26 protein-coding genes and 1 pseudogene are annotated in these 21,936 nt (G+C 58.2%); 12 read left to right on the top strand and 15 right to left on the bottom strand.

From position 1 onward, the window contains the following. Positions 1 to 40: 40 nt before the first annotated feature. From C443_RS14510 to C443_RS14500, 3 genes are all read right to left on the bottom strand, one after another. Entirely contained in the window at positions 41 to 1,801 is a 1,761-nt protein-coding gene (locus tag C443_RS14510; protein WP_005537296.1) for an alpha/beta hydrolase family protein, read from the bottom strand. A gap of 259 nt (positions 1,802 to 2,060) precedes the next feature. Further along, positions 2,061 to 2,432, bottom strand: a complete 372-nt coding sequence (locus tag C443_RS14505) for a hypothetical protein (protein ID WP_005537294.1) — start codon at positions 2,430 to 2,432, stop codon at positions 2,061 to 2,063. 82 nt (positions 2,433 to 2,514) lie between these two features. Continuing rightward, positions 2,515 to 3,504, bottom strand: a complete 990-nt coding sequence (locus tag C443_RS14500) for a ring-cleaving dioxygenase (protein ID WP_005537293.1) — start codon at positions 3,502 to 3,504, stop codon at positions 2,515 to 2,517. 137 nt (positions 3,505 to 3,641) lie between these two features. Here C443_RS14500 and C443_RS14495 point away from each other — a divergent pair, with 137 nt between their 5' ends. Further along, positions 3,642 to 4,169, top strand: a complete 528-nt coding sequence (locus tag C443_RS14495; protein ID WP_049944075.1) for a phosphopantetheine adenylyltransferase — start codon at positions 3,642 to 3,644, stop codon at positions 4,167 to 4,169. A gap of 41 nt (positions 4,170 to 4,210) precedes the next feature. On the opposite strand, the gene C443_RS14490 is transcribed toward C443_RS14495, so the two are convergent. From C443_RS14490 to C443_RS14475, 4 genes are read right to left on the bottom strand one after another with little or no spacing between them, the layout of a single operon-like run. After that, on the bottom strand, positions 4,211 to 5,023 hold the full coding sequence (locus tag C443_RS14490) for an energy-coupling factor ABC transporter ATP-binding protein (protein ID WP_005537291.1): 813 nt from the start codon (positions 5,021 to 5,023) through the stop codon (positions 4,211 to 4,213). Continuing rightward, entirely contained in the window at positions 5,020 to 5,811 is a 792-nt protein-coding gene (cbiQ, locus tag C443_RS14485) for a cobalt ECF transporter T component CbiQ (protein WP_005537290.1), read from the bottom strand. The genes C443_RS14490 and cbiQ overlap by 4 nt, the downstream gene beginning before the upstream one ends. A gap of 3 nt (positions 5,812 to 5,814) precedes the next feature. Continuing rightward, on the bottom strand, positions 5,815 to 6,129 hold the full coding sequence (locus C443_RS14480) for a PDGLE domain-containing protein (RefSeq protein WP_005537289.1): 315 nt from the start codon (positions 6,127 to 6,129) through the stop codon (positions 5,815 to 5,817). Beyond that, entirely contained in the window at positions 6,129 to 6,767 is a 639-nt protein-coding gene (locus tag C443_RS14475; RefSeq protein WP_005537288.1) for an energy-coupling factor ABC transporter permease, read from the bottom strand. Before C443_RS14475 ends, C443_RS14480 begins: the two co-directional genes overlap by 1 nt. 120 nt (positions 6,768 to 6,887) lie before the next feature. On the opposite strand from C443_RS14475, the gene nikR reads away from it, so the two are divergent. After that, the gene (gene nikR / locus C443_RS14470) at positions 6,888 to 7,298 is read left to right on the top strand and encodes a nickel-responsive transcriptional regulator NikR (protein WP_005537287.1); all 411 of its coding nucleotides are present in this window, start codon (positions 6,888 to 6,890) and stop codon (positions 7,296 to 7,298) included. Positions 7,299 to 7,450: 152 nt separating this feature from the next. On the opposite strand, the gene C443_RS14465 is transcribed toward nikR, so the two are convergent. After that, positions 7,451 to 8,443, bottom strand: coding sequence for a tyrosine-type recombinase/integrase (locus C443_RS14465; protein ID WP_005537285.1), 993 nt, complete (start codon positions 8,441 to 8,443; stop codon positions 7,451 to 7,453). Positions 8,444 to 8,885: 442 nt separating this feature from the next. Here C443_RS14465 and C443_RS14460 point away from each other — a divergent pair, with 442 nt between their 5' ends. From C443_RS14460 to C443_RS14450, 3 genes are all read left to right on the top strand, one after another. Next, the gene (locus tag C443_RS14460; protein WP_049944074.1) at positions 8,886 to 9,212 is read left to right on the top strand and encodes a PhiH1 repressor; all 327 of its coding nucleotides are present in this window, start codon (positions 8,886 to 8,888) and stop codon (positions 9,210 to 9,212) included. Positions 9,213 to 9,229: 17 nt separating this feature from the next. Further along, positions 9,230 to 9,523 (top strand): winged helix-turn-helix domain-containing protein, encoded by a 294-nt coding sequence (locus C443_RS14455; RefSeq protein WP_005537282.1) that lies wholly within the window; start codon positions 9,230 to 9,232, stop codon positions 9,521 to 9,523. A 135-nt stretch (positions 9,524 to 9,658) separates the two neighbouring features. Continuing rightward, positions 9,659 to 10,018, top strand: coding sequence for a nucleotide pyrophosphohydrolase (locus C443_RS14450; RefSeq protein ID WP_005537281.1), 360 nt, complete (start codon positions 9,659 to 9,661; stop codon positions 10,016 to 10,018). Here C443_RS14450 and C443_RS14445 read toward each other — a convergent pair whose 3' ends face one another. From C443_RS14445 to C443_RS14435, 3 genes are all read right to left on the bottom strand, one after another. Further along, positions 10,019 to 11,092, bottom strand: a complete 1,074-nt coding sequence (locus tag C443_RS14445; RefSeq protein WP_005537280.1) for a hypothetical protein — start codon at positions 11,090 to 11,092, stop codon at positions 10,019 to 10,021. 48 nt (positions 11,093 to 11,140) lie between these two features. Further along, positions 11,141 to 11,395, bottom strand: coding sequence for a DUF7692 domain-containing protein (locus C443_RS14440; RefSeq protein WP_005537279.1), 255 nt, complete (start codon positions 11,393 to 11,395; stop codon positions 11,141 to 11,143). A gap of 456 nt (positions 11,396 to 11,851) precedes the next feature. After that, positions 11,852 to 12,355 carry a type IV pilin gene (locus C443_RS14435; protein ID WP_005537278.1) on the bottom strand — a complete coding sequence of 168 codons (504 nt, stop codon included), beginning with the start codon at positions 12,353 to 12,355 and terminating at the stop codon, positions 11,852 to 11,854. Between the two features lie 410 nt (positions 12,356 to 12,765). Here C443_RS14435 and C443_RS14430 point away from each other — a divergent pair, with 410 nt between their 5' ends. The 7 genes and pseudogenes from C443_RS14430 to C443_RS22405 all read left to right on the top strand — a co-directional run bounded on the left by C443_RS14430 (position 12,766) and on the right by C443_RS22405 (position 18,502). After that, on the top strand, positions 12,766 to 13,197 hold the full coding sequence (locus tag C443_RS14430) for a hypothetical protein (protein WP_049944084.1): 432 nt from the start codon (positions 12,766 to 12,768) through the stop codon (positions 13,195 to 13,197). 5 nt (positions 13,198 to 13,202) lie between these two features. Beyond that, on the top strand, positions 13,203 to 13,433 hold the full coding sequence (locus C443_RS14425) for a hypothetical protein (RefSeq protein ID WP_005537276.1): 231 nt from the start codon (positions 13,203 to 13,205) through the stop codon (positions 13,431 to 13,433). Then, on the top strand, positions 13,430 to 15,415 hold the full coding sequence (locus tag C443_RS21805; protein WP_005537275.1) for a hypothetical protein: 1,986 nt from the start codon (positions 13,430 to 13,432) through the stop codon (positions 15,413 to 15,415). The genes C443_RS14425 and C443_RS21805 overlap by 4 nt, the downstream gene beginning before the upstream one ends. A 7-nt stretch (positions 15,416 to 15,422) precedes the next feature. Continuing rightward, positions 15,423 to 15,992 (top strand): hypothetical protein, encoded by a 570-nt coding sequence (locus tag C443_RS14415; protein WP_005537274.1) that lies wholly within the window; start codon positions 15,423 to 15,425, stop codon positions 15,990 to 15,992. Next, positions 15,993 to 16,784 (top strand): annotated as a pseudogene (locus C443_RS14410) (hypothetical protein). Continuing rightward, positions 16,777 to 17,949 carry a hypothetical protein gene (locus tag C443_RS14405; RefSeq protein WP_005537270.1) on the top strand — a complete coding sequence of 391 codons (1,173 nt, stop codon included), beginning with the start codon at positions 16,777 to 16,779 and terminating at the stop codon, positions 17,947 to 17,949. Before C443_RS14410 ends, C443_RS14405 begins: the two are co-directional and overlap by 8 nt. A 160-nt stretch (positions 17,950 to 18,109) precedes the next feature. Next, on the top strand, positions 18,110 to 18,502 hold the full coding sequence (locus C443_RS22405) for a hypothetical protein (protein ID WP_049944073.1): 393 nt from the start codon (positions 18,110 to 18,112) through the stop codon (positions 18,500 to 18,502). Here C443_RS22405 and C443_RS21265 read toward each other — a convergent pair. From C443_RS21265 to C443_RS20850, 4 genes are all read right to left on the bottom strand, one after another. Continuing rightward, the gene (locus C443_RS21265; protein ID WP_152423052.1) at positions 18,474 to 19,469 is read right to left on the bottom strand and encodes a hypothetical protein; all 996 of its coding nucleotides are present in this window, start codon (positions 19,467 to 19,469) and stop codon (positions 18,474 to 18,476) included. The two genes, C443_RS22405 and C443_RS21265, sit on opposite strands and share 29 nt — an antisense overlap. A 293-nt stretch (positions 19,470 to 19,762) precedes the next feature. After that, positions 19,763 to 21,526: a DUF7845 domain-containing protein gene (locus tag C443_RS14395; RefSeq protein ID WP_152423051.1), complete on the bottom strand. Its 1,764-nt coding sequence runs from the start codon at positions 21,524 to 21,526 to the stop codon at positions 19,763 to 19,765. A 2-nt stretch (positions 21,527 to 21,528) separates the two neighbouring features. After that, on the bottom strand, positions 21,529 to 21,672 hold the full coding sequence (locus C443_RS21800; RefSeq protein WP_005537266.1) for a hypothetical protein: 144 nt from the start codon (positions 21,670 to 21,672) through the stop codon (positions 21,529 to 21,531). Further along, positions 21,669 to 21,866: an RNA polymerase sigma factor gene (locus C443_RS20850; protein WP_005537264.1), complete on the bottom strand. Its 198-nt coding sequence runs from the start codon at positions 21,864 to 21,866 to the stop codon at positions 21,669 to 21,671. Before C443_RS20850 ends, C443_RS21800 begins: the two co-directional genes overlap by 4 nt. Positions 21,867 to 21,936 lie beyond the last annotated feature (70 nt).

Here is a 21,936-nt window from a genome sequence, read left to right as displayed (position 1 = left end):
CGACCGTCATCAAGAGCGAATAGAGAAGTGAACGTCGGGTTTAGACGGGGAACTGCGTCGCCGTTCCGGCGACGATGACCCACGTCACGAGGACGGCGTTGATCGTCGCGCCAACCCAGACCCGACCTGTCTTTCTGAAGAAGTAGGTACTAACGAAGGCCACGATGCTGAGCAGGGCAACGAACTGCAGCGCCAGAATCGTCAACAGTGGGTGACCAAGCGGCAGGGGCTGGCCGGTCAGCAGCGGAATGTACTGAATCGCCAGTAGCACGACGAACCCACCGACGACGATGAGCCAGTTCGTCGCCATCGCACGGCGAAGCGACCGGGACTCGTCCTCGGGACGGAGCTGGCCGTGCAGGAGCGCGCCGAGAACGACGAAGAAGGCAAACAGCGGCAGGAGATACGAGAAGCTAATCCGGAACTGCGCCGGGGACAGGAGTTTGATGGCGAACACCCAGATACGGAAGTCCGTCTGGAACAGGAACGCCACGACGGCCTCAAGCAGGTACAGCACGGCGACGGTCGCGACGCCGGCCAGTACCGAGACGCCGACTGTCCGCGCGCCGTCGCCCGTATCGAGACCGTAGTTCGCCAGCGACACGGACGGGTCATCGGCGTTGCTCGTGTAATGCCACACCGCGAACAGCACCGCCGTGATGACTGTGTTACCCAGCGCCCAGACGATCACGCCGTTGTTGATCTGCTGTGGGAACAGCCAACTGAGCCCGATGATCGACGGTGCGATGTCCTGCAACGGAAAGTACGTCACAATCGGAATGGCCGCTGCGAGGAGCGACGCCGCGTACCGCTTGGCGCCGGTCATCCCCTTCCCATCAGGATACTCCCGCCGGAGCCTGTCAGTCGATACTCGTTCGATGAGCAGCCCGCCGGCCGGGAACAGTGACAGCACACCGCCGATGAGGGCGATAAAGGTCCCCAGCGATTTCCAGTACCAGACCTGATTGCTGGGGTCCATCTCGTCTTCGCCTTCGAGCGTTAGCTGGAGCCATTGGATGGACGCGCCGATGGCCGTGGTCGAGAAGTGGTCGCCGGGATGGGTCGTCGCCGGCGTGTACAGTCGCCGTGCGGTCCCGTCCTCGACGCTGCCGTAAGTACGCCCCTCCTCGACGGCGCTGTCCGTCCCGAACACCGTCTGGAGTTTTCCGCTCTGTTCAACGTCGGAAGCACTCGCCGTCCCCCACATCAGCGGGGAGAACTCGTCGTATTCGCTGAACACGACGGCGAAGTTCCGCGGGAACGAGTCAGTGCCTTTGGGGGCGCGGTTCGACCCCGTCGAGGAGCCTTCGATGACCATCGATTCGTACCCGTCCGGGTGGGCCGCGGCCGCCGTGACGACGGTCCAGCCACCCATCGAGTGCCCTTCGAGCCCGATGTTTTTGTTGTCGACGTAGTCCAGCGACCGAAGGTATTCGAGGCTGTCAGGGCCACCATAGCCGTTCTTGAACGCTGGCGGGTCCGAGTAGCCGTGGCCGGTCTGGTCGATAGCGAGCACGACGAAACCACGCCGTGCGTACTCGATCGCGAACGGCGATTGCGTCTCTTTCGAATTGATGTACCCGTGGACGGCCAACACCCCCGGTTGTGGGGAAGCGCTACTCGCTTCTTCAGGGATGTACAGCGTCCCGCTCATCATCGTTCCGTTGGTTCCGGAGAACGTCACGTCGCGAACCTCCACGGAACCACCGTCTGTCTGTACCGTCCATGCGAGCCCGCTCCCGCTGAATATCAGGAGTACCGACACTGCAGCTATGATCCACAGTCGTCTATCATCGTTCATGATATTACCACGAGGACAGGTGAAACACTCAGTAAATTAAAGTTACTGTAAACTCCAAGCCGACGGTAAAGAATTGAGAGCAAACCTGAAAATGAGACGCTGACCCGTTAAAAAGAGGGAATGGGTCTTCTCCCACGTAGTGTACCGTCTCTCAACTATCATTCATTACCAGTTATCCCGCGTTGCCGATAAACCGACTTTCTACGCATCTATGGGCACAATAGCCGCTCTCACTCCGTCACCCACCTCACCGACGAGGTTACGCGCCGCCGAGTTCGTTGGTCCAGAGATGCTCGATATCGGCTTCGAGATCGGCCGTATCGAGCGCCTCGACACCGGAGAGGTACTCGCGGGCGTCAGTGAGGTGCTGCTGGACGGCGGCCACGTCGTCGACCGACTTTGCGGCACAGAGCGATACCCGCGCTCGGTTGATCTCCAGTCGCTCCCCGAGCGCCTGCGTCACCGGGATGTCGTGCTCGTCGCTGAGCTGTGCGATGCGGTCCAGCACGCCTGTCGGGACTTCCAGTTGCGCCGCAATGTCCCGCGACGGCAGGTCGACCATCACGTCGGTCGTCTCACACTCACTCTCCCCCCACGGCGCGATAACGTACTCCTGGCCCTCTGTGGACATATAACAATGGACATCCCGGGCACGCATATTTACTCGCAGGCTAACAGGAAGAATGAAACGGATACCGATCGATTCGGTAGCGTTAGTCGGCGGCTTCGGCGGCCTCTGGCCGGGGAATCGTCACGTCCGTGAGCCCCGCTTCGATTTCCTCGCGCCGACCCTCGAACTTCCCGGGCAGCACCAGCCGGCCACCGAGGTCATCAAGCGGTTCGTCGCTGTCGTAGCCGGGGCCGCTTGTAGCGAGTTCGAACAGCACACCGCCGAATTCCCGGAAGTAGACCGAGCGGAACCAATGGCGGTCGATCTGTGACGTGGGGCGCAGCCCCGCACCGCGAACGGCCTCGCGCATCGACTGCTGGTCCTCGTCGGTTGGCGTCTGGAAGGCGACGTGATGGACCGTGCCGTGGCCCTGGCGACCACCTTCGATAGTCGGCAACACGTCGACGTACTTCCCGACGGTCCCCGTCGCGGCGAAGCGAGTCCGCTCGTCGCCGGGCGTGTCGCCCTGTGCCTGCTCGGTACCGACTTCTTCTAAGCCCATCGTCTGGAGCAGTTCCTCCGTCGGTTCGGGGTCAGCCAGCCACAGCGTCACGGAGTGGAAGCCGCGGATCGCAGCGTCTTCAGGGACGAACTCCGTCCACGGCTTGGTCGGGTCGTCGTCGGCGATCTCGACTTCGACCAGTTCGATCGGCAGCCCGTCCGGGTCGCGGAACGGAAGGACAGTCTCGCCGAAGCGCTCGACGCGGTCGTCGTAGTCGACGCCGTACTCGTCGAAGCGGTCCTCCCAGTAGTCGAGGCTCCCTTCGGGAACGCGGAACGCGGTGCGTGAGACCTGACCGGAGCCGACTTTTCCCTGTGCGTGGTTCTCCCACGGGAAGAACGTCATGCTCGTCCCCGGATTCCCCTCGGCGTCGGCAAAGAAGAAGTGGTACGTACTGGGGTCGTCCTGATTGATCGAGCGCTTGACGAGCCTGAGCCCGAGCGTTTCGACCCAGAAGTCGATATTCTCCTGTGGGTCGCTCGCGATACACGTGACGTGGTGGATACCCGGTGTCGGAGTGACTTCAGTCATTAGTGTCGATACGTGCCGAAACTACTTGAATGACTGCTGACGCGAGTGTTACCGGGTTACTGTCGGTAGAAACGCTCGGGGCTGACGAGTCATGCGACGGACAGCAGTTATATATGACACTGGTGGGACATTCGCGTATGGCAGACGCGGACCGGACAGCGATCCTCGGCGGGACCTTCACACCGATTCACAACGGCCACCGGGCGCTCCTGCACAAGGCGTTTCAGACCGCAAGCCACGACGGGAGCGGCGATGGCCACGTTATCGTTGGTCTGACTAGCCCCGAACTGGCCACAGAGACGCGTAGCGACCCGACACACGTCGATCAGCTGGGTGCGTACGATGACCGTCGAACCGCGCTCGTTTCCGAGTTGGACCAGCTGGGTGAACCGTACACCGCCACGTATGAGATCGTCCGGTTAGACGACACGCAGGGACCGGCCGCGACACGGGCGGACGTGGATGCGCTCGTCGCGTCGCCGGAGGCAAAGGCGCAACGCCGCGCCTACGAACTCAATCAGCAGCGGCGGGAGTCGGGGCTCCACCCACTGGAAATCCACACGCCGCCGTTCGTCGTCGCGGAAGACGGCACGCGAATCAGCAGCACCCGGATTCGGAACGGGGAGATCGACGTACACGGCCGCCTGCTCGACACGTCGGAATGAGAGCCGGCTGCTGGACAACGGAACCCCTGCACGTTGGATCGTCACTCTATGGAGTCTAAGCCAGCCCCATCCAGCCATTCAGCAGCCTCGTCGACGGTCAGTGGCACGTCGTCCGTTCGGCCTTCGAACAGTCTGACGACCTGTGGCGGGCGCAGGTCACAATCCCTCAGTAACTCGGTGTCGGTCAGGATACGCCGAGTCGTCCCCCTCGCAGCAATCGTACCGGTATCGTCGAGCAGCAGTACCCGGTCCGCGACGTGCGGGACGAGTTCGGTGTCCGGCGTCGAGACGACGAGCGTGACGCCGTCGGCCGCGAGTTCGTCGAGCAGATCGAGAATCGTCGCCCGGTTCGCGGCGTCGACGTTGCTCACCGGCTCATCGAGGAGGAGCACGTCCGGGTCGACAGTGAGCGCGCTGGCAAGGGCCGCCCTGCGCTGTTCGCCGCCGCTGAGCCGGAACGGCGGCTTCGACAGGAGGCCGTCGAGGTCAAGTCTGTCTGCGACTCGTTCGACGCGGCGGTCGACTTCCGCGCGGTCGCAGTCGAGTTGTGCTGGCCCGTAGGCGAGGTCCTCGCGGACGGTCGGATTGAACAGATAGTCCGCGGGGTTCTGCGTGAGGACGCTCAGGCGACTGCGGACGGTGTCGGCGTCGGTCGTCTCACCGAAGTACCGGACCCGTCCGCTGTCTGGCTCGACCAGGCCGCCGAGCAGTTCCAGCAGCGTCGACTTGCCGGCCCCGTTCGGGCCGAGTAGTGCCACACGCTCGCCGCGGTCGATGGACGCGTCGACGCCGTCGACGGCCAATGTTTCGTCCGGGTACGCGTACCGGATATCAGTGGCCTCGATGGCAGTCACGCGACCACCACCACGACGGCGAGTGCGACGACCAGACCGAAGGCGAGGTCGGCTCGTCCAAGCGGTTCCCGAGGCTGTGTCGGCGTCGAGCCGGTGCCCCCGCGGGCACGAGCGGCCCGCTGGACCCGCTCGCCGCGTTCCAGGCTCCGGACGAGAAATGAGCCCACGAAGTGGCCCGAATCGCGCCAGTTCCGGCGGAGGCTCGGCTCGGCGATGGTTCGGCTCCGTCGAGCCCGGACCATGCGTTCGAGTTCGGCGAAAAAGAGGAACAGATAGCGATACGTGATCCCGAGCAGCGAAACGACAATCGTCGGGACCCGGAGCCGGCGAAACGCCGCCAGCAGGTCGGCGAAACGAGTCGTCAACAGCAACACGGACAGGAAACCGACACACGCGGTTACCCGGACGGCGAACGTGAGCACGTAGTCGACGCCAGGGGCCGAGAGTGGGAGCCCACCCAGCGAGGGACCACCCATCAGGACGGCCTGCGGTGCGACGACAACCAAGGCGAAGGCCGGCGGGCCGGTCAGGCGACCCAGAAAGGTACGAACGGGGACCCGAGAAAGGACCGCGAGCACTGTGGCAAAAAGCGCGAGCGCACTGACGACTGCCAACGCCCGCTGTGTCACGGTCAGGGCGACAAGCGTTGCGATGCCGACGAGCTTGACGGTCGGCGTAACGGCCTGAAGAAACCCGTCTCGGTCCGGTAGGTCCTCGGCGAGCAGGAACCACTGGGCGCTGGCCGCGATGGCTGCGACCGTCCGGTCGAGCAGGTCCCTGCCGGACATAGGCTACTGACGTCCGTCGGTATCCGCCCCGAGCAAGCGACCGATGCCAGCCCCGAAAAGGAGTGTCAGCGCCGTCCCGACGACAGCCGACACGAACGTCCCAGTCGCGCCGCCGAAACCGGGGACGCCGTAGTCCGGAAACAGCGCCGTCCCGACAGCAGTGGCGTGTTCCGTCGCGCCGGTCGCCTCGGCAGCATTCTCCAGCGGTTCAGCGTAGCCGACCTGGCCAGCCGCCCACCCGAACACCGGCGCGAGCAGCGTCAGGATCAGCAGCGCGGCGAGCGCGCGAGGCAGCCAGTCGGGGCGGTTCCGAGCCATCACGCACTCACCTCCGGAGCGGCGTTCGGCCGGAGGTCGGGGCGAGCACGGGCGAGGTAGCGGTAGACCGAGGCGGTGATGGCCCCCTCAATCAGCCCCAGCACGAGGTGCCCGACGCCCATTATCGACAGCGTCGTCAACAACTGGTACTGGAACGCCGAGGAGAGGCCAAGCTGGAGCGCGGCGGTCAGTGCACCGGCCGTGATTCCCAACCACCCCGCGACGAATGCGGCGCGGAACTCGCCGTAGGGAACCAGCAGACGGTAGATCGCGTAGCCAACGTACACCTCGACAACAGCCATATTGAACACGTTTGCGCCAAGCACCACGAGGCCGCCATCGCCGAAGACGAGTGCCTGAATCGTGACGACAGTCGCGACACACAGTGCGCCCAGATGCGGACCGAGGAGAATCGCCGCGAACGCGCCCCCGACGAAATGGGCGCTGGTTCCGCCCGGAATCGGCCAGTCGAGCATCTGTGCGGCGAAGATGCTCGCCGCCACGACGCCGAGCAGCGGTGCGCGCGCGTCGGATATCTCACCGTTGACGCGCTTGGCAGCGACGCTCAAAACGACGACCGCAAGCGCACCGAACAGCAGCGCAAGCGGCAGATCAATATATCCGTCGGGAATGTGCATACTACTCAGGTCTGGCCCCGGCGCGGTAATAATACTTTTTCATCGGGCAGTATTACTGCCGGCGGGTGAGTATTACCGAAGCCCGGATATCCATATGCGGGCCCATCCCTATCGACACACATGAGTGACGATCTCGACCGGATCAGTCTGACACTCCCGTCGTCGATGGTCGACCGGCTCGACGGTATCGTCGACGAATGGGAATACGCGAGCCGGTCGGAGGCGATACGGGACTCGCTCCGTGACTTCTTTGCGACCTACGAGTGGGAGTCCGGTGACGAGCAACACCACCATGGGACCATTGTCATCGTGCACGACCACCACGTCTCGGGTATCGCTGACGAACTCCAGACGGTCCAACACGAGATGGCCGACATCATCACCTCCGTCCAGCACATCCACCTCTCTCACGACACCTGTATGGAGACGCTGGTCGTCGAGGGCGCGGGCGGCACAATCACCGAGTTGGCCAACCGACTCCGGGCAATTGGTGGCGTCCAACAGGTCAAGGTCGTCGTTGTCGACGAGTGAGCAGCGGACGGTGACTTGGAGTGGTCCGAAGCGATGGGGCTATCCGCTTCAGTAGAGAAGCATTTTATAGGCATTTTGAGACAGCAGAAATGGGCCCTGCCGGTTTCGCGGTTCCGTCCTGTGGTTACTGAAAGTAATCCGGTGAGTCATTGTTATACTTCAGGGAGGTAATCGCGGCGCTGTTCGGACTTCTCACGCTCGCTACGGCGGTCGTAATGCTTGTCGAGAATCTGGTCGCTCGCGTTCAGTCGGTCCGACACCACACGGCGCGGGACATCCTCACGCCGATACGCGGTAACCCTGCCACTCCGAACGTCGTGTGGTGACCGAGCGGATGGGCACGTTGAAGCCTTCTTATTCGACGTAGCTTTGCACTCCTCCGGATCTCGGTCATGCGGGCATTCCGCTCCCCGCCAGCATGGCCGAGTGACTCTGTACATCGTCATCCGGAACGTCGATTTGGAAGCGCGACCCTGAGAGGTTGTAACGAGCGGTCGACGCCCATGTTCGTCGAAAACCGACTCACGCGGGCCATCAATGTAGTCTTGTATGACGGTAGCAACGTGTTCACTGATAGCGTTCCAGCGCTGCCCTTTCTCCCCGTTCTTCAGCGGCGTATCGGACTGTGGGCGATGGACAAACTGGATGCCTGGATTGTCCTGTTCGAGTTCGCAGTCGTCGATATCCAGTCCACGAATCGCTCCCATGCGGGCTCCTGTATGCCACAACAGCAGGGCGATGACATGGATTCTTGATGCATACTTGTACATCTGGAGGTAGTCGAGAATTACATCGGCGCGTTCGGGGTCGAGGGTAGATGCACTCACCTCACCAGCGTTGCTGATCGTCGGCAGCGGGACCTTCGTCCGAAGATCCTCGGGAACTGCATCTACCTCAGCAGCGAACCGGAGGAACGAGCGGACCGTGGCCAGCTGTCCTCGGAGGGTTATGGGCTCGATCTCATCGCGATCCTCGCCGTTTCCTTCTCGCCGCCAGACACGATAGGCGTACAGATCCCGACCCGAAAGGTCGTTCAAGTTCTCAATCCCTTCTTCGCGGCAGAACTGCTCGAAGGCTTCTAACCGATACTCCTGTGACTGAATAGTAGATTCCGTCAATTCATCTTGCCGAGCCTTGAGATACATATCGACGGCTCGACTCGGTTCCAGCGGTTGGAGATTGTTACTCACGCCTTCTCACCTCCGCGCACTGGCCGTCCATCCTCAAAGCTCCGGGCCGCACAGTCTGAACAAGTCGGCTTGAGGGTCCGTGCGTCGATCCCGTCAGCGTCAGCTCGACAGGTTGCGCAACTGCCGTCGTCAGAACTATTCGATTGCGATGCTTCGCTGTTCGTGCGGGGCTGTAACCCCGTGATGGTGGATTCGCTCATCTTCCCACAGAGCGCGAAGCCACCTTTTCGGGCGGTGTACCAGACCGCCCGTTCATCACGAACCAAGGAGAGTCATCTTCAACCGAATCAGGTGCTTCGCACATCCACAAACAGGCCGACTATGCATAAATGCATTGGTGGCCCTTATTTGGATTGTTAGTGAGAAATAAGATAGTCTATACTCTTGTGGGAACTGAATGCGTCAGTCAGGGTCTTGGATGACTATCTGGGATGACCGAATACTGGAAATAATCCGCGAAGAGGAATCAGGAACCTCAACGGAACTCGCAAAGCGGGATGAGATCCATATTGCCCAATCAACGGTTTCTCGCAGACTCCAGAAACTTGGCGAACACGATCTTCTCCGCCCACTTGGAAACGGAGTTTACGTTCTCACTGACGAAGGAGAAGCGTATCTCGAAGAGAAATACGACGCTGAAAGAGAGCGCTACATCAACGGTGGCGGATCTTCCGACGGAGAAAATGGTACTGATGCGACCGACGGTCCCGGAATCAACAGCTGACAACGTTGCCCTGAATCATGTCACGCAAGCCCGCCAAATGGATGGTCCCGCTCGATGAACGAATTCTCGAAATACTGAAAGCAGAAGGTTGGTCATCGCCACGATACATTGCACAGAAGGTGTCGCTCCGTGCCTCCGTGGGCCGCGTGCGTGAGCGCTGCAAGATGCTTACCTACGCACAGATGATTGAACCACTGACCCGGCAGTTCCAGAACTACGACATCACGGGATTTGGGTTGCGCTATCTGGAAGGAAGGCTGGATGCGAGTAACCAGCCGTGGCCGTCGGCGAAGAAGGTTCTGAGAGGTTAGCACGACAAAGACAATATTGCTTTTTGAGCCGTATCCCCTCATACTGTCGCCTTTGAGCATCTCAGTCTAACAGATAATTACGCTTACTTCCTACTGATGAGCCATTATTAAGTTGGCAATCTGGATAACTTTTCTATGGACGATTCGATCTCTGTGCTGTGTCAAGAGTACGCTGAGTTTGTCGAGAAACGGGACTGGGGTCGCTTCCACACCCCGCAAAATCTAGCGATGGCCATCTCTATCGAATCGAACGAGCTGCTCGAAGAGTTCCTCTGGTTCAATAATCCAGCATCCGAAGAGGTACAGAAGGATGACGACCTCGTGGATGCTGTCAGTGACGAACTTGCCGACGTGGTCATCTACGCGTTCGGAATGGCCAATCAACTGGATATTGACCTCGCTCAAGCCGTGAAAGAGAAAATGGCTGAAAACGAGGAACGCTTCGACGAAGAGACTGCCACAGAGATCTCGGCGGACCTCGATGAGTGGCAGTAACTACGCCGTGATCTCCCGCAACCGGGCCATGGACTCATCAGGTCCGTCAACCCGACCATTGTCGATCCAGTAAGTGAAGATACCATCCGACTCGACCGATTCGAGAATATCCAGATACTCTTCGGACGGCGGCTGGCTGAGGATCAGACACAGCGTCACAGAGAGAGACGATAGTTTTCCGTCATCGTAGATATCGCGTTTACGATACTCCAGTAACTGACCGAGCGCCCGTCTGATCTGGCCACGCTCGTTACCTGGGTGGATCGACTTCGCTTCGCCGAGGACCACGTCGTCATCAGAAGACATGATCAGATCGCTGCGTTCGGTCTCTCCTCCATCGAAGCCATGGTCAGAGAGGTAGTCTTCAAACGTGTCCAGTATCTCCTCGTGTTCAATCGTTCCAGAGATTGTTTCCTTGACCGATTGTTCGTACGTGACCTCTTTGTTTTTAGTCCCTTCTTGATCGATGTCTCGGTCTCGGTTTCGTTCTCTGATCTCGTTGCCAGACGCTGACTCATCGTCAGCGGAGGACTGCTCTAGACTCCCGTCCAGGCGTTGTTGAAGCAGCGGGAACAGTTTCTCTGGAGACTTAATGTTGCCCGGAGAGCCCTGTGCTGGAATCTGATAGCCCGCACGCTCTCGCATCTCGCCAAACGTGATGATATTCTCAGCGATTGCGTGGATATCATCGACCATTTCGGAGACGTCTTTCTCCGAAACTGGGGCATCTCTAATCTGATCCGTATCCCCGAACCAGTAGATCTCCGAAAAGTGGATGAGGTACGGATAGTTGCCGTCGAGGTGGAGTTCCTCCCACCAAGCCGGTTCACTTTTTGTACTCTTCGCACCAACATGACCGAGACCGATGATACCAGTACTAATATCGGTCAGAGCACCTCTCGGCGTCTCCAGAAACTCAGTCGAAGATGCGTGAAAGACAAAGACCTCTCCAACCTCAATTTCTTCCCATGCTTCCTTCTTGTCCGGACGAAATCCCCAGTACCCCTGATGGAACGTCGTCAACCAGTGTTCTATCGGTCCTGTGAGCTTCCGAAAATTCAGTCCGACATCCATCTCTGTCTCTTGCCGTAGCCCTGCGCGGTGATTATATTTTCCATCACGTCACTTTTCGATGTTAACCTCGGTCTGGAGGGAGATCTCATAAGTACCAGGGACGGCAAGTGTTTCAGCGATCTCTCGCTTTTGCTGGACTGTCAAATCTTCTCGCGCCAGAACCTCCTGAATACGCTCATCAATTCGCCACGAAAACTCAGCAGATCGCATGAGTGCCTTCGTCTTGTTGCAGTCCCAAAACTTGGCAGCCTGCTCGATGGTATCCGCACGATGCTCGTGCTTACCGTTTTCGCGGATTCGCATACAGCCTGCTCGTGAACACGGAGTCAAAAGACAGGTATTCTCGAGTAACTCGAAGCTCGATTACTCATAAAGTCCGCTGCGGCCCATGGCCCACCGCGGCACGATCACACTGACGGCCCACCCGATTGTTTTCGAGTATGCACACGAACAGTTCCCGCTCGTGTGCATATCGCGTCGAGCGCAATCTTCGAGCTGCAACCCCGTGGGATAGGGCAAAAAGCTGCTGTCAGCTTATTCTCACAATAGACAATGTCAGTACTATCGGTTGGTATGTTCACACTGTTTGCTCGTCACTTTGATTTGCCCGCATCGCCCTTCCACTGCTTGATTTTACTGATGTTTGCTGCGCGCGGTAATATTGGTGTCATAGATGTATACATGATATAGCTTCTTTTGATACACCAAATGCTACCAGAAACACCGGTACCGATATAAAAAGCGAAAGACGAAGGTCAGTTACGCGTCAGGGCCACTATCGCTGGAGAGCGTCGCCGAACTGTCGCCTTCAGCCGTCTCATAGACGATGCTCAAATCGTAATCGGTTGTTGCGGCAATGTCCGCACTGTTGCCTGCAGTAACTTCTGATGTCCCCGTAGCAGTCGCCCACTCAGTGTCACCATCTCTGCTAATATCGTAGTTCGATGAGGAGAGGCTACTACCCGAATAGCCAGCTTTTGTTAATCCCTCACCACGAACGTACAGTTCAGATCCGGTGATAGTGTCACCGCCATCGTGCGTGACTTGGATGATGCCTTCAGTACTGTTGCCAGCGCTGGCATCGTAGTCCCACGAGAAACTTGCCTGTGGTGTTGCCTGCTGTGCTTGGTCACCAAGTCCGAGGACAAAGGAAGCGATTACAGCGGCCAAGATCACAGTAATCGCGACCATCAAGATGACCCCAATGACTGGTGAGACAGCATCGTCCTCAGTAAGCAATTCTTTCACAGTTTTCAGTTGCATACGATTAGTATATTACGACTACCGGTAATGAATAGGCCAGATAGTTTTGGGATACTTATCAGCTTCAACCTCATCTTGAACGCTACAATGCAGGCTTGAAACACATAAATCGGAAACCGCATGGATATCAGGGGCTCCATCCAAAGAGCCGGAGGATTATCGCTCCTATTACCCTGTCAGGACTAGACAGATTGTCGTGTCCAAGTCCCGTGGTGACACTAATAAAACAAGAGCATATGACAGTTACGCATGTAATGAATTACAAATAAACTACTATTATTTGGATCTTATATCCACATTTCAGACTGTCAAAATACCCACTTCCAATTTTGAATAAACGGGCACCAACCTGACTTTTACCCAACCTCCCGAGACCGGAGGGTATGGCCGCATTCGCGGCCAGTGCCACTATGTTCGGAAAGATAGACATCGAAGACGCTCTGGCTGGTGTGGTTTTCACCGCCAGTGCATTCGTCACCAACGGTATCGCTTCGATCAGTATGCTCGGCTACGACCTCGCCGCGTCTGTGTTCACCGTCCAGGGCACGAGCATCGACCTTGCGTTTCTGCTATCGCTCGCCGCCCTCGCGATGGCCTACGCCACCAACCGCGTGAATGAGAGTCGGAACAAGAACTACCAGCTCGACACCGATCTCGTCGAGATCGCCAAGGGCTCGGCCACTGTCGAAACCTACCTCGCGCTCGGGACGCTCATCATCGTCCTGTTCACCGGACTGAACATCCTCGGTGCGCAGGATATCGTCGTCGGCTCGGCCGCTATCGGTCTTGTCGTCGTTGCCGTCGAGGCCGCCGGCTACTACGTCATCAGCTATCTGGGGTGAATCCGATGGACCGTACTCTCAGCTATGGGCTTGTGGGGTGCATCGGCATCTCTGCCTCCACGATTGCCTCGGCTGTCGTCGGTGATCCCTTCCCCGTTGTCGTTCCGGCCATCGTTGCGGCCGGCGTCATCGGGGCGCACCACGTCAGAGAGCGAGACACCGCCGCCGGTGCTGATGATCAGGACGTGCGCGCCAGTGTCGAGCAGGTCGAAATCGACGGAGGGCGTGAACAGTGACCCGCGCCGGCTCGATCCTGCTCGCCGCGCTCATCGTTTGTTCTGCCGTCGTCGGGGCCGTCGGTCCCGCACTGGCACAGTCGACAGAGACTGCTACGGACTCCGGCCCAGTGACGAAAACATTCGAGACAGGCCCGCACAAGGTCAAGATTGACCTGTTCGATGTCTCGTCAGAGACGACCATCACCGTGATTACTGACGAATCGCCCGCTGGCGACAACACGGCGATCCTAAAAAAGACCGTTAGCGGCTCTCACAACAGCGCACACTTCCGAAACGCTGGCGCGTATGAGAAGTTCACCATCCGCGTCGAAGGTGCTGATGGACCGGTGTCCATGTCGAAGGGAGGCGTCACNGGCTCTCACAACAGCGCACACTTCCGAAACGCTGGCGCGTATGAGAAGTTCACCATCCGCGTCGAAGGTGCTGATGGACCGGTGTCCATGTCGAAGGGAGGCGTCACGAACGCATGGAAGCCGGGCGATGATGGCAAATTCTTGGGAGACACGGGCGGAGATCCGGGTTTCCAGTACGAACTCAGTGAGCAAATCGGGGAGTCGGTGATGCCGTCCGTGGTCCAACTCGACAGGACCGGCCTGCCAGACTCAACGACCATCAACACGACTGGTACAGACGCTCAACAGACTAAAATCGACCTGTACCAGTCCGCGCAGAACAGCAAAGCTCAGGCCCAACTCTATAACACGACTCTGAACAATTATTTGTCCGATACAAAGACTCAAGCCCGGATTATCGGCAAGAACGCCTATATCCGAGCCTTGAACAACGGCAGTAGCAAAGCCGCGGCCAAAACCGAAGCAAAGCAGGCCGTAGCGGACTACTATGCCGTGAAACAGGTCAATCTGCAAGAACAGTACCGTGCCGAACTGCTGAACCTGCGATATTTGGACAACGTGGAGGCCAACGAGAGCGGTATCTCTGACTCCCGCGTACAGTTCCGGATGTCTAACCACGGCCCGTCGGACCATGTGAACACTTACAACGGGTTCCAGACTCTCAGTTGGGAGGTTGCCTCGACCTCGGTAACTCTCGTCAACGGCACGTCTTACAGTGCCCCGGCGGCTCATATCGACCCTTCGGGAACGTCCCTGTCAGTTGACAACGCCGGAGACTATCAGAAGGATACAGCGGTTCACTCATCTACTAAGGCGGACATTACGTCGTCTAAGATACGGCTCGACGGCGGGTATGGTCCCGATAATGGCACGTCGGTCTATGTCGAGTATGACCGTCTAACGGTCCAGTCACCGGATTCGAGTAGTAGCGACCCTGTGGGAATTAAATTCGGGCAATATGCATCTGCGTATGCCGACATTCAGGCACAAAACACGCAGGTCCAAAACGACATGGACACGCTGGCAGAAAATACCTATAGCGCCTACCAGGCTGGTGAAATCAACAATAGCGACCTCGTTGACCCCTACGTACTGGCAAACCAGCAGTCCGCCGGTGATGACTTCCAGGGCTGGACCGCTGCACAGTTGACCCTGATGGGACAGAACTCCCCGGAAAACTTCGACCAGATCGGGAGCTTCAACATCACCACCGAATCCGGCACACAGTACGAAGGCGTACTGTTCTCCCAAGAGAACCCTGCCAGCGGGCAGTTCGAGAACGGAACAACCTACAACCCGGCCCAGATTGGTGGTACTCAGTACGTCGTCACCAGTGACCGAATCGTGGAGCTACAGAGTAACTTCACGGTAGACAAAATCACCACAACGGACGGAAAGAACCTCCAGAACGTTACCATCGAGAAGACGACGTACGAGACATCCAACGTTACCGAACTGAAACAGCAGTACGAGGACCTCGCCTACAAACGCGCGCAGATTGAAGCCCGCGAGAAGGCCATGAAACAGTCTGCTGGCGGTGGCCTGCTTGGTGGCGGCAGCGTTTCGCCTGTTGTGGCGCTCGCCATCATCGGCACGTTACTGGCTATCGTCGTTCTCCAGAACTAACCCACCCATGCGCTCACTTTTCTTCGCCGCGCTGCTCGTGGTCAGCCTCGGCTGCGTCAGCGCTCCGACCGCCGCACAGTCCGCGGGGCACCTCCCTGCCGAAACACCCGGCCCACAGCCCACAGCACAAGGCTCCGAACCAGCCAACGCCACCGAAATCACCCGCATCGACGGACAGACCGAGATTGTCGGCTCAGAGTACCTGCCGAACGAGGGTATCGCTCGCATTACTCTTCGGTCGAGCGCGGTGCAAACGGTGACGATCTCCGACGCCGGCCGCTTCCAGGAAGGCGGGAAGATTCCCGTCCGCACCGTCGCCATGCGCTCGGACGACACCGCTACTGTCGAGATTCCCGTCACTGAGAAGGACGGCTACGTGGGTGTCGCCATTTCCACGGAAAACACACCCCTGTACGCCGAAATCGTACAGCAGCCCTCCGGTGACGGACTCGACATACTCCGTGCACTCTCGTCGTTGCAGGCGTGGCTCGCCGGGGCCGGTGTCGCGTTCGTCTGGATGATTATCGCCGGCTACAACGTAATTCGTAGCGAGAACGGCCGTCCGGAGGTGGCGTAGATGCCCGCGCCCACCTTCGCGGACAATCGAGATAGGCTCACCTACCTGCTGGCCGAGTACAAGCTACTCGTCAGTGGGATGCTCGTCGGCGCGGTCGTGCTGTTCGCTTACTACCAGCCCTAACTGCCGACCCTGCCGACGTGGATTCCCGCTGTCGCTGTCGGCTGGCTTGTTCTGGCGATTCCCTGCTATCTCGTCGGTGCAAAAATCGCCCGCTGGCTCCGCCGTCGCAACTGGGTCGAAGTCCATCACGTCAACGCCGTCGAGGACACCACCGAGAAGTACTACGTCCCGCCGGAACTCTGGCGCGAGAAGGAGATCGACGGCCCCGATCCGTATCCGGTCAACGGCGGCAGTGCGTGGGCCGTCCGCGAGTACGAGTACCTCGAAGACATCGGCCAGCTCCGCGTCGAGGGCGTCTGGCTCGAAGGCTGTCAGGATACCCAGCTGATGACCAGCAAGAAGCAGATGCAGGATATCCACGGCTGGCTCATCGACCGTGCCGAAGAGTTAGCGGCCATCCGCGGCCGGTGGAGTCGTGGCAGTGTCGAATTACAAAAGAAGCTCGTCACCGCTGATGCCGAAGCCAACGAACGCGGCCAGATGATCCAGAAAACTGCGGCCAAGGAGACCTTCGGCGACCTCATCGAAGACGGCGAAAATCCCGAAGACGCACCCACGATTCACGACCTTACCGACGCTCCCGATCCCACCGCAGACGCCGCTGTGGGCTATGGGCAGGACGAACCGACCAGCGAGCAACCACAGGAGCCACGACTAAACGATGACTGACGACAGTGACCTCTACACGCCCGCACAGTTCCGCGAGTACCAGGACGGCTACGGCCAGCGCAATCCCGATGAGGTACACCAGCACGCCGGAATCGTTCGCGATGAGAAGCTATCCCGCTACCTCTCGATTCTCGAAACCCACTACGATCCCCAACATTGCGACCGGCCAGAGAAGATGCCAGGTCAGGCCAAGGACCTCTCGCACGTTCGGGAAATCGTCCGTATCGAGGGGACCGAAACGGCACGTCGGGCCATGGCGAACGGCGATATGCAGTCACTCAAGCACTTCACCGGAGACGCTGGCCAGCGGGCCGATATCTCTGGCATCAAAGCCATCGACAAGCTCCGGGCGCAGATGACCGGTCCCGCGCCGATGTTCTACGAATGGGCCGAACCCGGTACTGGCAAGTCGAACTTCGCCTGTCTACTCGGACAACTCTGGAAAGAACAACACCCTTCGGACGCGCTGGTGGCTTCGAACATCCGGACGCTCGAAGAAACCGATGAGTGGACCGACTCGGACGGCGACCGTCGCGATGGCTGGCTCGCCAACTACGGCGAGCTGAACGAGTGGCTGAAACAGGACGGCGACCCGATGCACAACGAGCAGGTTCCGAAACTGTTCATCTTCGACGAGGCCAGTAGCAACGCTGGAGGAAGCGGGAAGGATGGCTACGATACGAAAACCAAGCTCGGACCGCTCACGTACAAGATCCGCAAGTACGGCGGGTCGCTCATCATCATCGGGCACGATGGCCGCGACGTTCACCCGCTGGTTCGGGAACTCGGTGTGTGCGTCCACAAGGAAGGGCTGAAAGAAGCGACGTTCTACAAAGACGTGCGAAACCGGAAGGGTGTCAACCCGATCTTCTCAGTGTCGGGTATCCCCGAGACGGACTGGCGATACGACGACAAGGAACCAACTACGTGGTCGTGGTCAAGCGGAGAGGATGACGATGACGAGGTGGACCCAGCGGACCTCTCACGGAAGCTCGCCATCTACACGGTCATCACAGCCAAAGAATCTGAGCCGGACAGACCAAATCACGAAATTGCTGATTTCGTTCCGTACAGCGCCGAATGGGTCCGTCAGCGCTGGAACGAGTATCAGGACGACGGAAAGCACCGAAACGTGGTTGGTGAGGTGACGGATCTAACCGCATGACAGCGACGGTATTCGACCAACCCAACAACAACCAACCCCCCGGCGTAGCCCTGTTGTTGGCCCATGGCAGGCGCTCACGGTGCGAGCACGCGCGAGCCATGGGCAACGGCCGCGAACAGTCCGGAGGAGTATCTATATATGACGCACGCGGGGTGCGCGGATGAGTCGGAGCCACAAGGCCAATCACTACGGCACGCTCATCGAGCGGAAAGCTGCCGACCGGTACGATCTCGAATTAGATCGGTGCAGCTGGCACGACGCGAAGCGGCCGGACGGAACACCAGTGGAAATCAAGGCAGCGATGCACCGCCACGCCGATGGTCAGCCTGGCACGTTCAAACTCTACGATCGGTATCACGAGCGGTTACGGGCAGCGAACGGGTGGTACGTCTTTGGTGTGTATCGGATTCGTGGCCAGGGTGTCGAGGTGTTAGAATGGACAATGCGCCATTCTTCACGCCTACCACAACTTAATTGGCATGGAGGGGGAGACCACCGTGATTCAGAACAGGCAAAAATAGCAATTAGAACGCTATTTCAAGTCCTGACATAAATCCAAGGTGTGTGAGAAGAGACTCAACTAAAGTGACAACAAAGATACTCACACATAGTACCTGAGCTTGTAGATATTTATCTCGAAGTCTCATTTCTGTGTTGTAGAACCTATAATAAACCACAATCAAACTAAGTGAGAACCAATGGTAAAATAAAATACTCTTCCAGTGATAACCCAGAATCTCTAATTGGCCTTGAGGAATTGAGCCAGCCTTGTTCGATGCTACAAGAGACAGAATAAATATTCCAAGTGAAGCGATAAGAATTGACTCTGACAATAGGAAAGGACGATAGAGGCGTTCTGTGATAGATCTAAACCTTGTTACTTGAGATATGTTTAGCCCAAGGAATGCTTCAGCCAGCGGTAATGAAATACAAGAGAAAGTAAGTGAGAGAGTGATTATATTTATAACATTTAGTGGTTCAGGTAATGCCGAAGTTGTGGTTGACTCTATGTACTCTGGATATTTCAGGAATATCAAGTAGAAAAAAGAAGTTATAAACGCTAAAGGCGTTATTTGTGCATTTTCTATAACATTATTGTACGTTTCTTTGGGGAATCTTCCTACAATAATTATAATAGCGCCGACAAACAGCATTAAATTAGCAAATATTAGTGTTATCTCAAACTGACTAACTCTAGCTGCCACGGAATATAATAAGGTACCACCAGTGAGAACAAGAGTTGCTAATCCAAATTCGGTGGTAAGTGGCATATTTCCAATAAATGATAATTCAGCCAGCGCCTGATAGGTTACCCAAATTGTGACTGCGGCTAATAAGAGCAAGCTAGCAATGAGCCCTGCACGTGTTCCTGAAGGGGGTGCAGTGTTCTGTTGCAGTGAACCGGAAAAGAAAGCCGAAACAGTAGCAAAAATCCCCATTATGGCGAACTGTTGATAGTGGTCTGAAAGAAAGGCGCCAAAGGTTGTAACTTCTCTTTTTTCTGAAGTATCTTTGCTCACAGTCATATTGAGTCACGAGAATAGATATAAAGAAATTGTTTGAAAGCCGGAGATCCTATGAGATATAACCGTACTAGAACAGATAGATGCAGTGTATTTTGGAGAAGTGGCCTTAGCCACACGACTAAGGGGAACCCGGAAGCCTGCGCACCGGGTTCCCCCTGGTCGCGCGGCTGGGTGATGTGACCAGCGGGAACGAACCCAGCCGCGCGACACGCGATTTTCGGGGGAAGGGTACAGTATTGCCGCAAAATCAGTGTGTTGGACAGTGATGCCTCTATACAGGTGGCGCGCTACCCGCCGTGCCACTCGTCAGCTGGCGGGTAGCCGGCCGCTCGCCATGCCTCGAAGTCGAAGCCTTCACGCCCCTTCTCAGCCGCCCGCGCTTCACGCAGGTAATCGCCCGAACGATATGCTGTCTCAAAGGCTTTCGAGAGGTCCCGGAACCGCTCACGACCGGTCTCCGCGGTCTCAACGACGACATGAACGCCGTAGGTGTTCTCCTCAACACACTCGGTGTACGCCGTCTGGATTTCGCGCATGATGGTCTGTGCTTCCTCGAAGTCGGCAGGTGTGTAGCCCACCTTCAGCAGTTTCCGGCAGTCGTCAGCGTCGGTTTCCGTGATTGCATACTCCCGGCGGATTCGGTCCCAGCGTGACCGGGAGCGCTCTTCGGCCGCGTCGGCCAGCTCCATCGTAGCGCTCCCGATCTCCTGCTCGAACCGCTCGCCCGCTGCGCGGACCCGCTTCAGTAGCTCCTGCTGGATCTTCTTCGAGGACAGTTCCATCTCGCCGTAGGTGTGCTCTATCAGCCCCTCCATCCGCTGGATGACAGTCCGAATCGTCCGGTACGTGTAGCCAGTCTTCTCGGCTGCCTTCTGTGGCGAGATCTTCCCACCGTCGGTGAGTAGCAGTTCCGTCACGTCGCGGTCGGCAGTGGTCATGTCTCCCCACAGCTGCATCACGCGGTGTTCCTGGTCGTCTTCGATCTTCGGCAAGGGGCACTGGACGAACTTCCGGGCTTCCGTCGTATCGCGGATGTTCCAGAACGGGTCAAAATCGACGAACACACTGCTCTCGGCACTTGTCGCCAGCCCACACCAATCCAGACAGTTCAAGATCGTCTCTTCGAGTTCGCGTCGAGCGTCCTCAAGGTCATCCCACCGAACGGTCCGCTCGGTTCGGCTGGTCTGGTAGGACACTTCGAATTTCGGATGGTACGGCGCCTGGTCCGGCTCGTAGTTGTCCGGGTGGTTCGGATAGTAGTGCTTGAGTTCTTTCCCCAGCCCATGCCCACGGACCAGCTGGTCGGCCTTCTCGTCTTCGACCGTGGCTGTGACGTAGTAGCCGGGCAGTTTCGTGTTGTCTTCGACGTGCTTGCGGTATCCCGAGCGGTCGCCCTGAATCAGCGTGTGACAGCGCGCTATCGGTCCATCCGGCGCGTACAGCGGCCCGCTGTCTTCGCGGTGTAACCGAACGTAGTAGGCCAGATCGTTGATGTGGCTGTCCGGGTGTGGCTGGTCGAAGTACCGCGCGGCAATTCCGTAGGCGTCCATCACCCGCTTCACAAGCGACAGATACCGCTCGTGGGGGATGTTGGACGCCTGTACCTGCACGTCGATGTAGGGCTCGCCGTACTGTGGCACCGAGACAGGTTCCCCATCGGCTGTGAGATTCGGCCACCGTGGGCGGACAGTAATCGTCCCGCCCTTCACGCGCTTGTCCCGATCTGCCCGCTTCCCTTCGTAGGTGGGCGAGTCCTTCGAGACAAAGTAGAACTGGAACTCACGAACGTTCTGGATCTGGAACTCCGGATTGTCCCACGCATCCAGACCGCTCTTGGAGTAGTCGAAACAGATTGCCCATGTCTCACCTGCGAGTTCCACATCCCGCGTGGGTTTGCCTTCAGTCTCCCAGCGGTCGCCCCACTCCTTAATCAGCGAGTCCATCGCATAGTAGGGTTTCAGTCCACAGTCCGGGACGCCGGGATCGGGATGCACGCCAATCGTAAAGCGCACGTCGCCCTCATGAGGGGCGCACTTGAGGTGCCGCGACATCCCTACCTCCCGTCCTCGATCTCCGCGACGGCCTGCTCGACTTCGGCCTGACTCTTTGCGAGAGGTTGGAAATTTGTCCAGTCGAAATGAAGGGGCTCGCCCGCTTCTACGTCGTACAGCTCCGAGGCACGAACGAACCCCTTCATGCCGGAGTCACCTCCACTTTCTCGCGGGCTCGACGAAGTAGATTCCCAACAGTACCGGGAGATCGGCCAGTCTGCCGTGCGTACTCGCGTGGCCCATACTGGCCCATGCCCACAGCCTCGTACACCTCTCGCTCGGCGTCAGTCAGCTGCGATAGGTCCGGTTTGTAGTCGAAAAGTGACGACTGTGGGCTCACCGCCAGTCACCTCCGAAGCACTCCGGNGCCTCGTACACCTCTCGCTCGGCGTCAGTCAGCTGCGATAGGT

The sequence above is a fragment of the Haloarcula argentinensis DSM 12282 genome (genome assembly GCA_000336895.1).
Classification (GTDB): domain Archaea; phylum Halobacteriota; class Halobacteria; order Halobacteriales; family Haloarculaceae; genus Haloarcula; species Haloarcula argentinensis.
The sequence above is the reverse complement of the archived record's forward strand: the minus strand, read 5'-3'. Positions and strand labels throughout refer to the sequence as shown.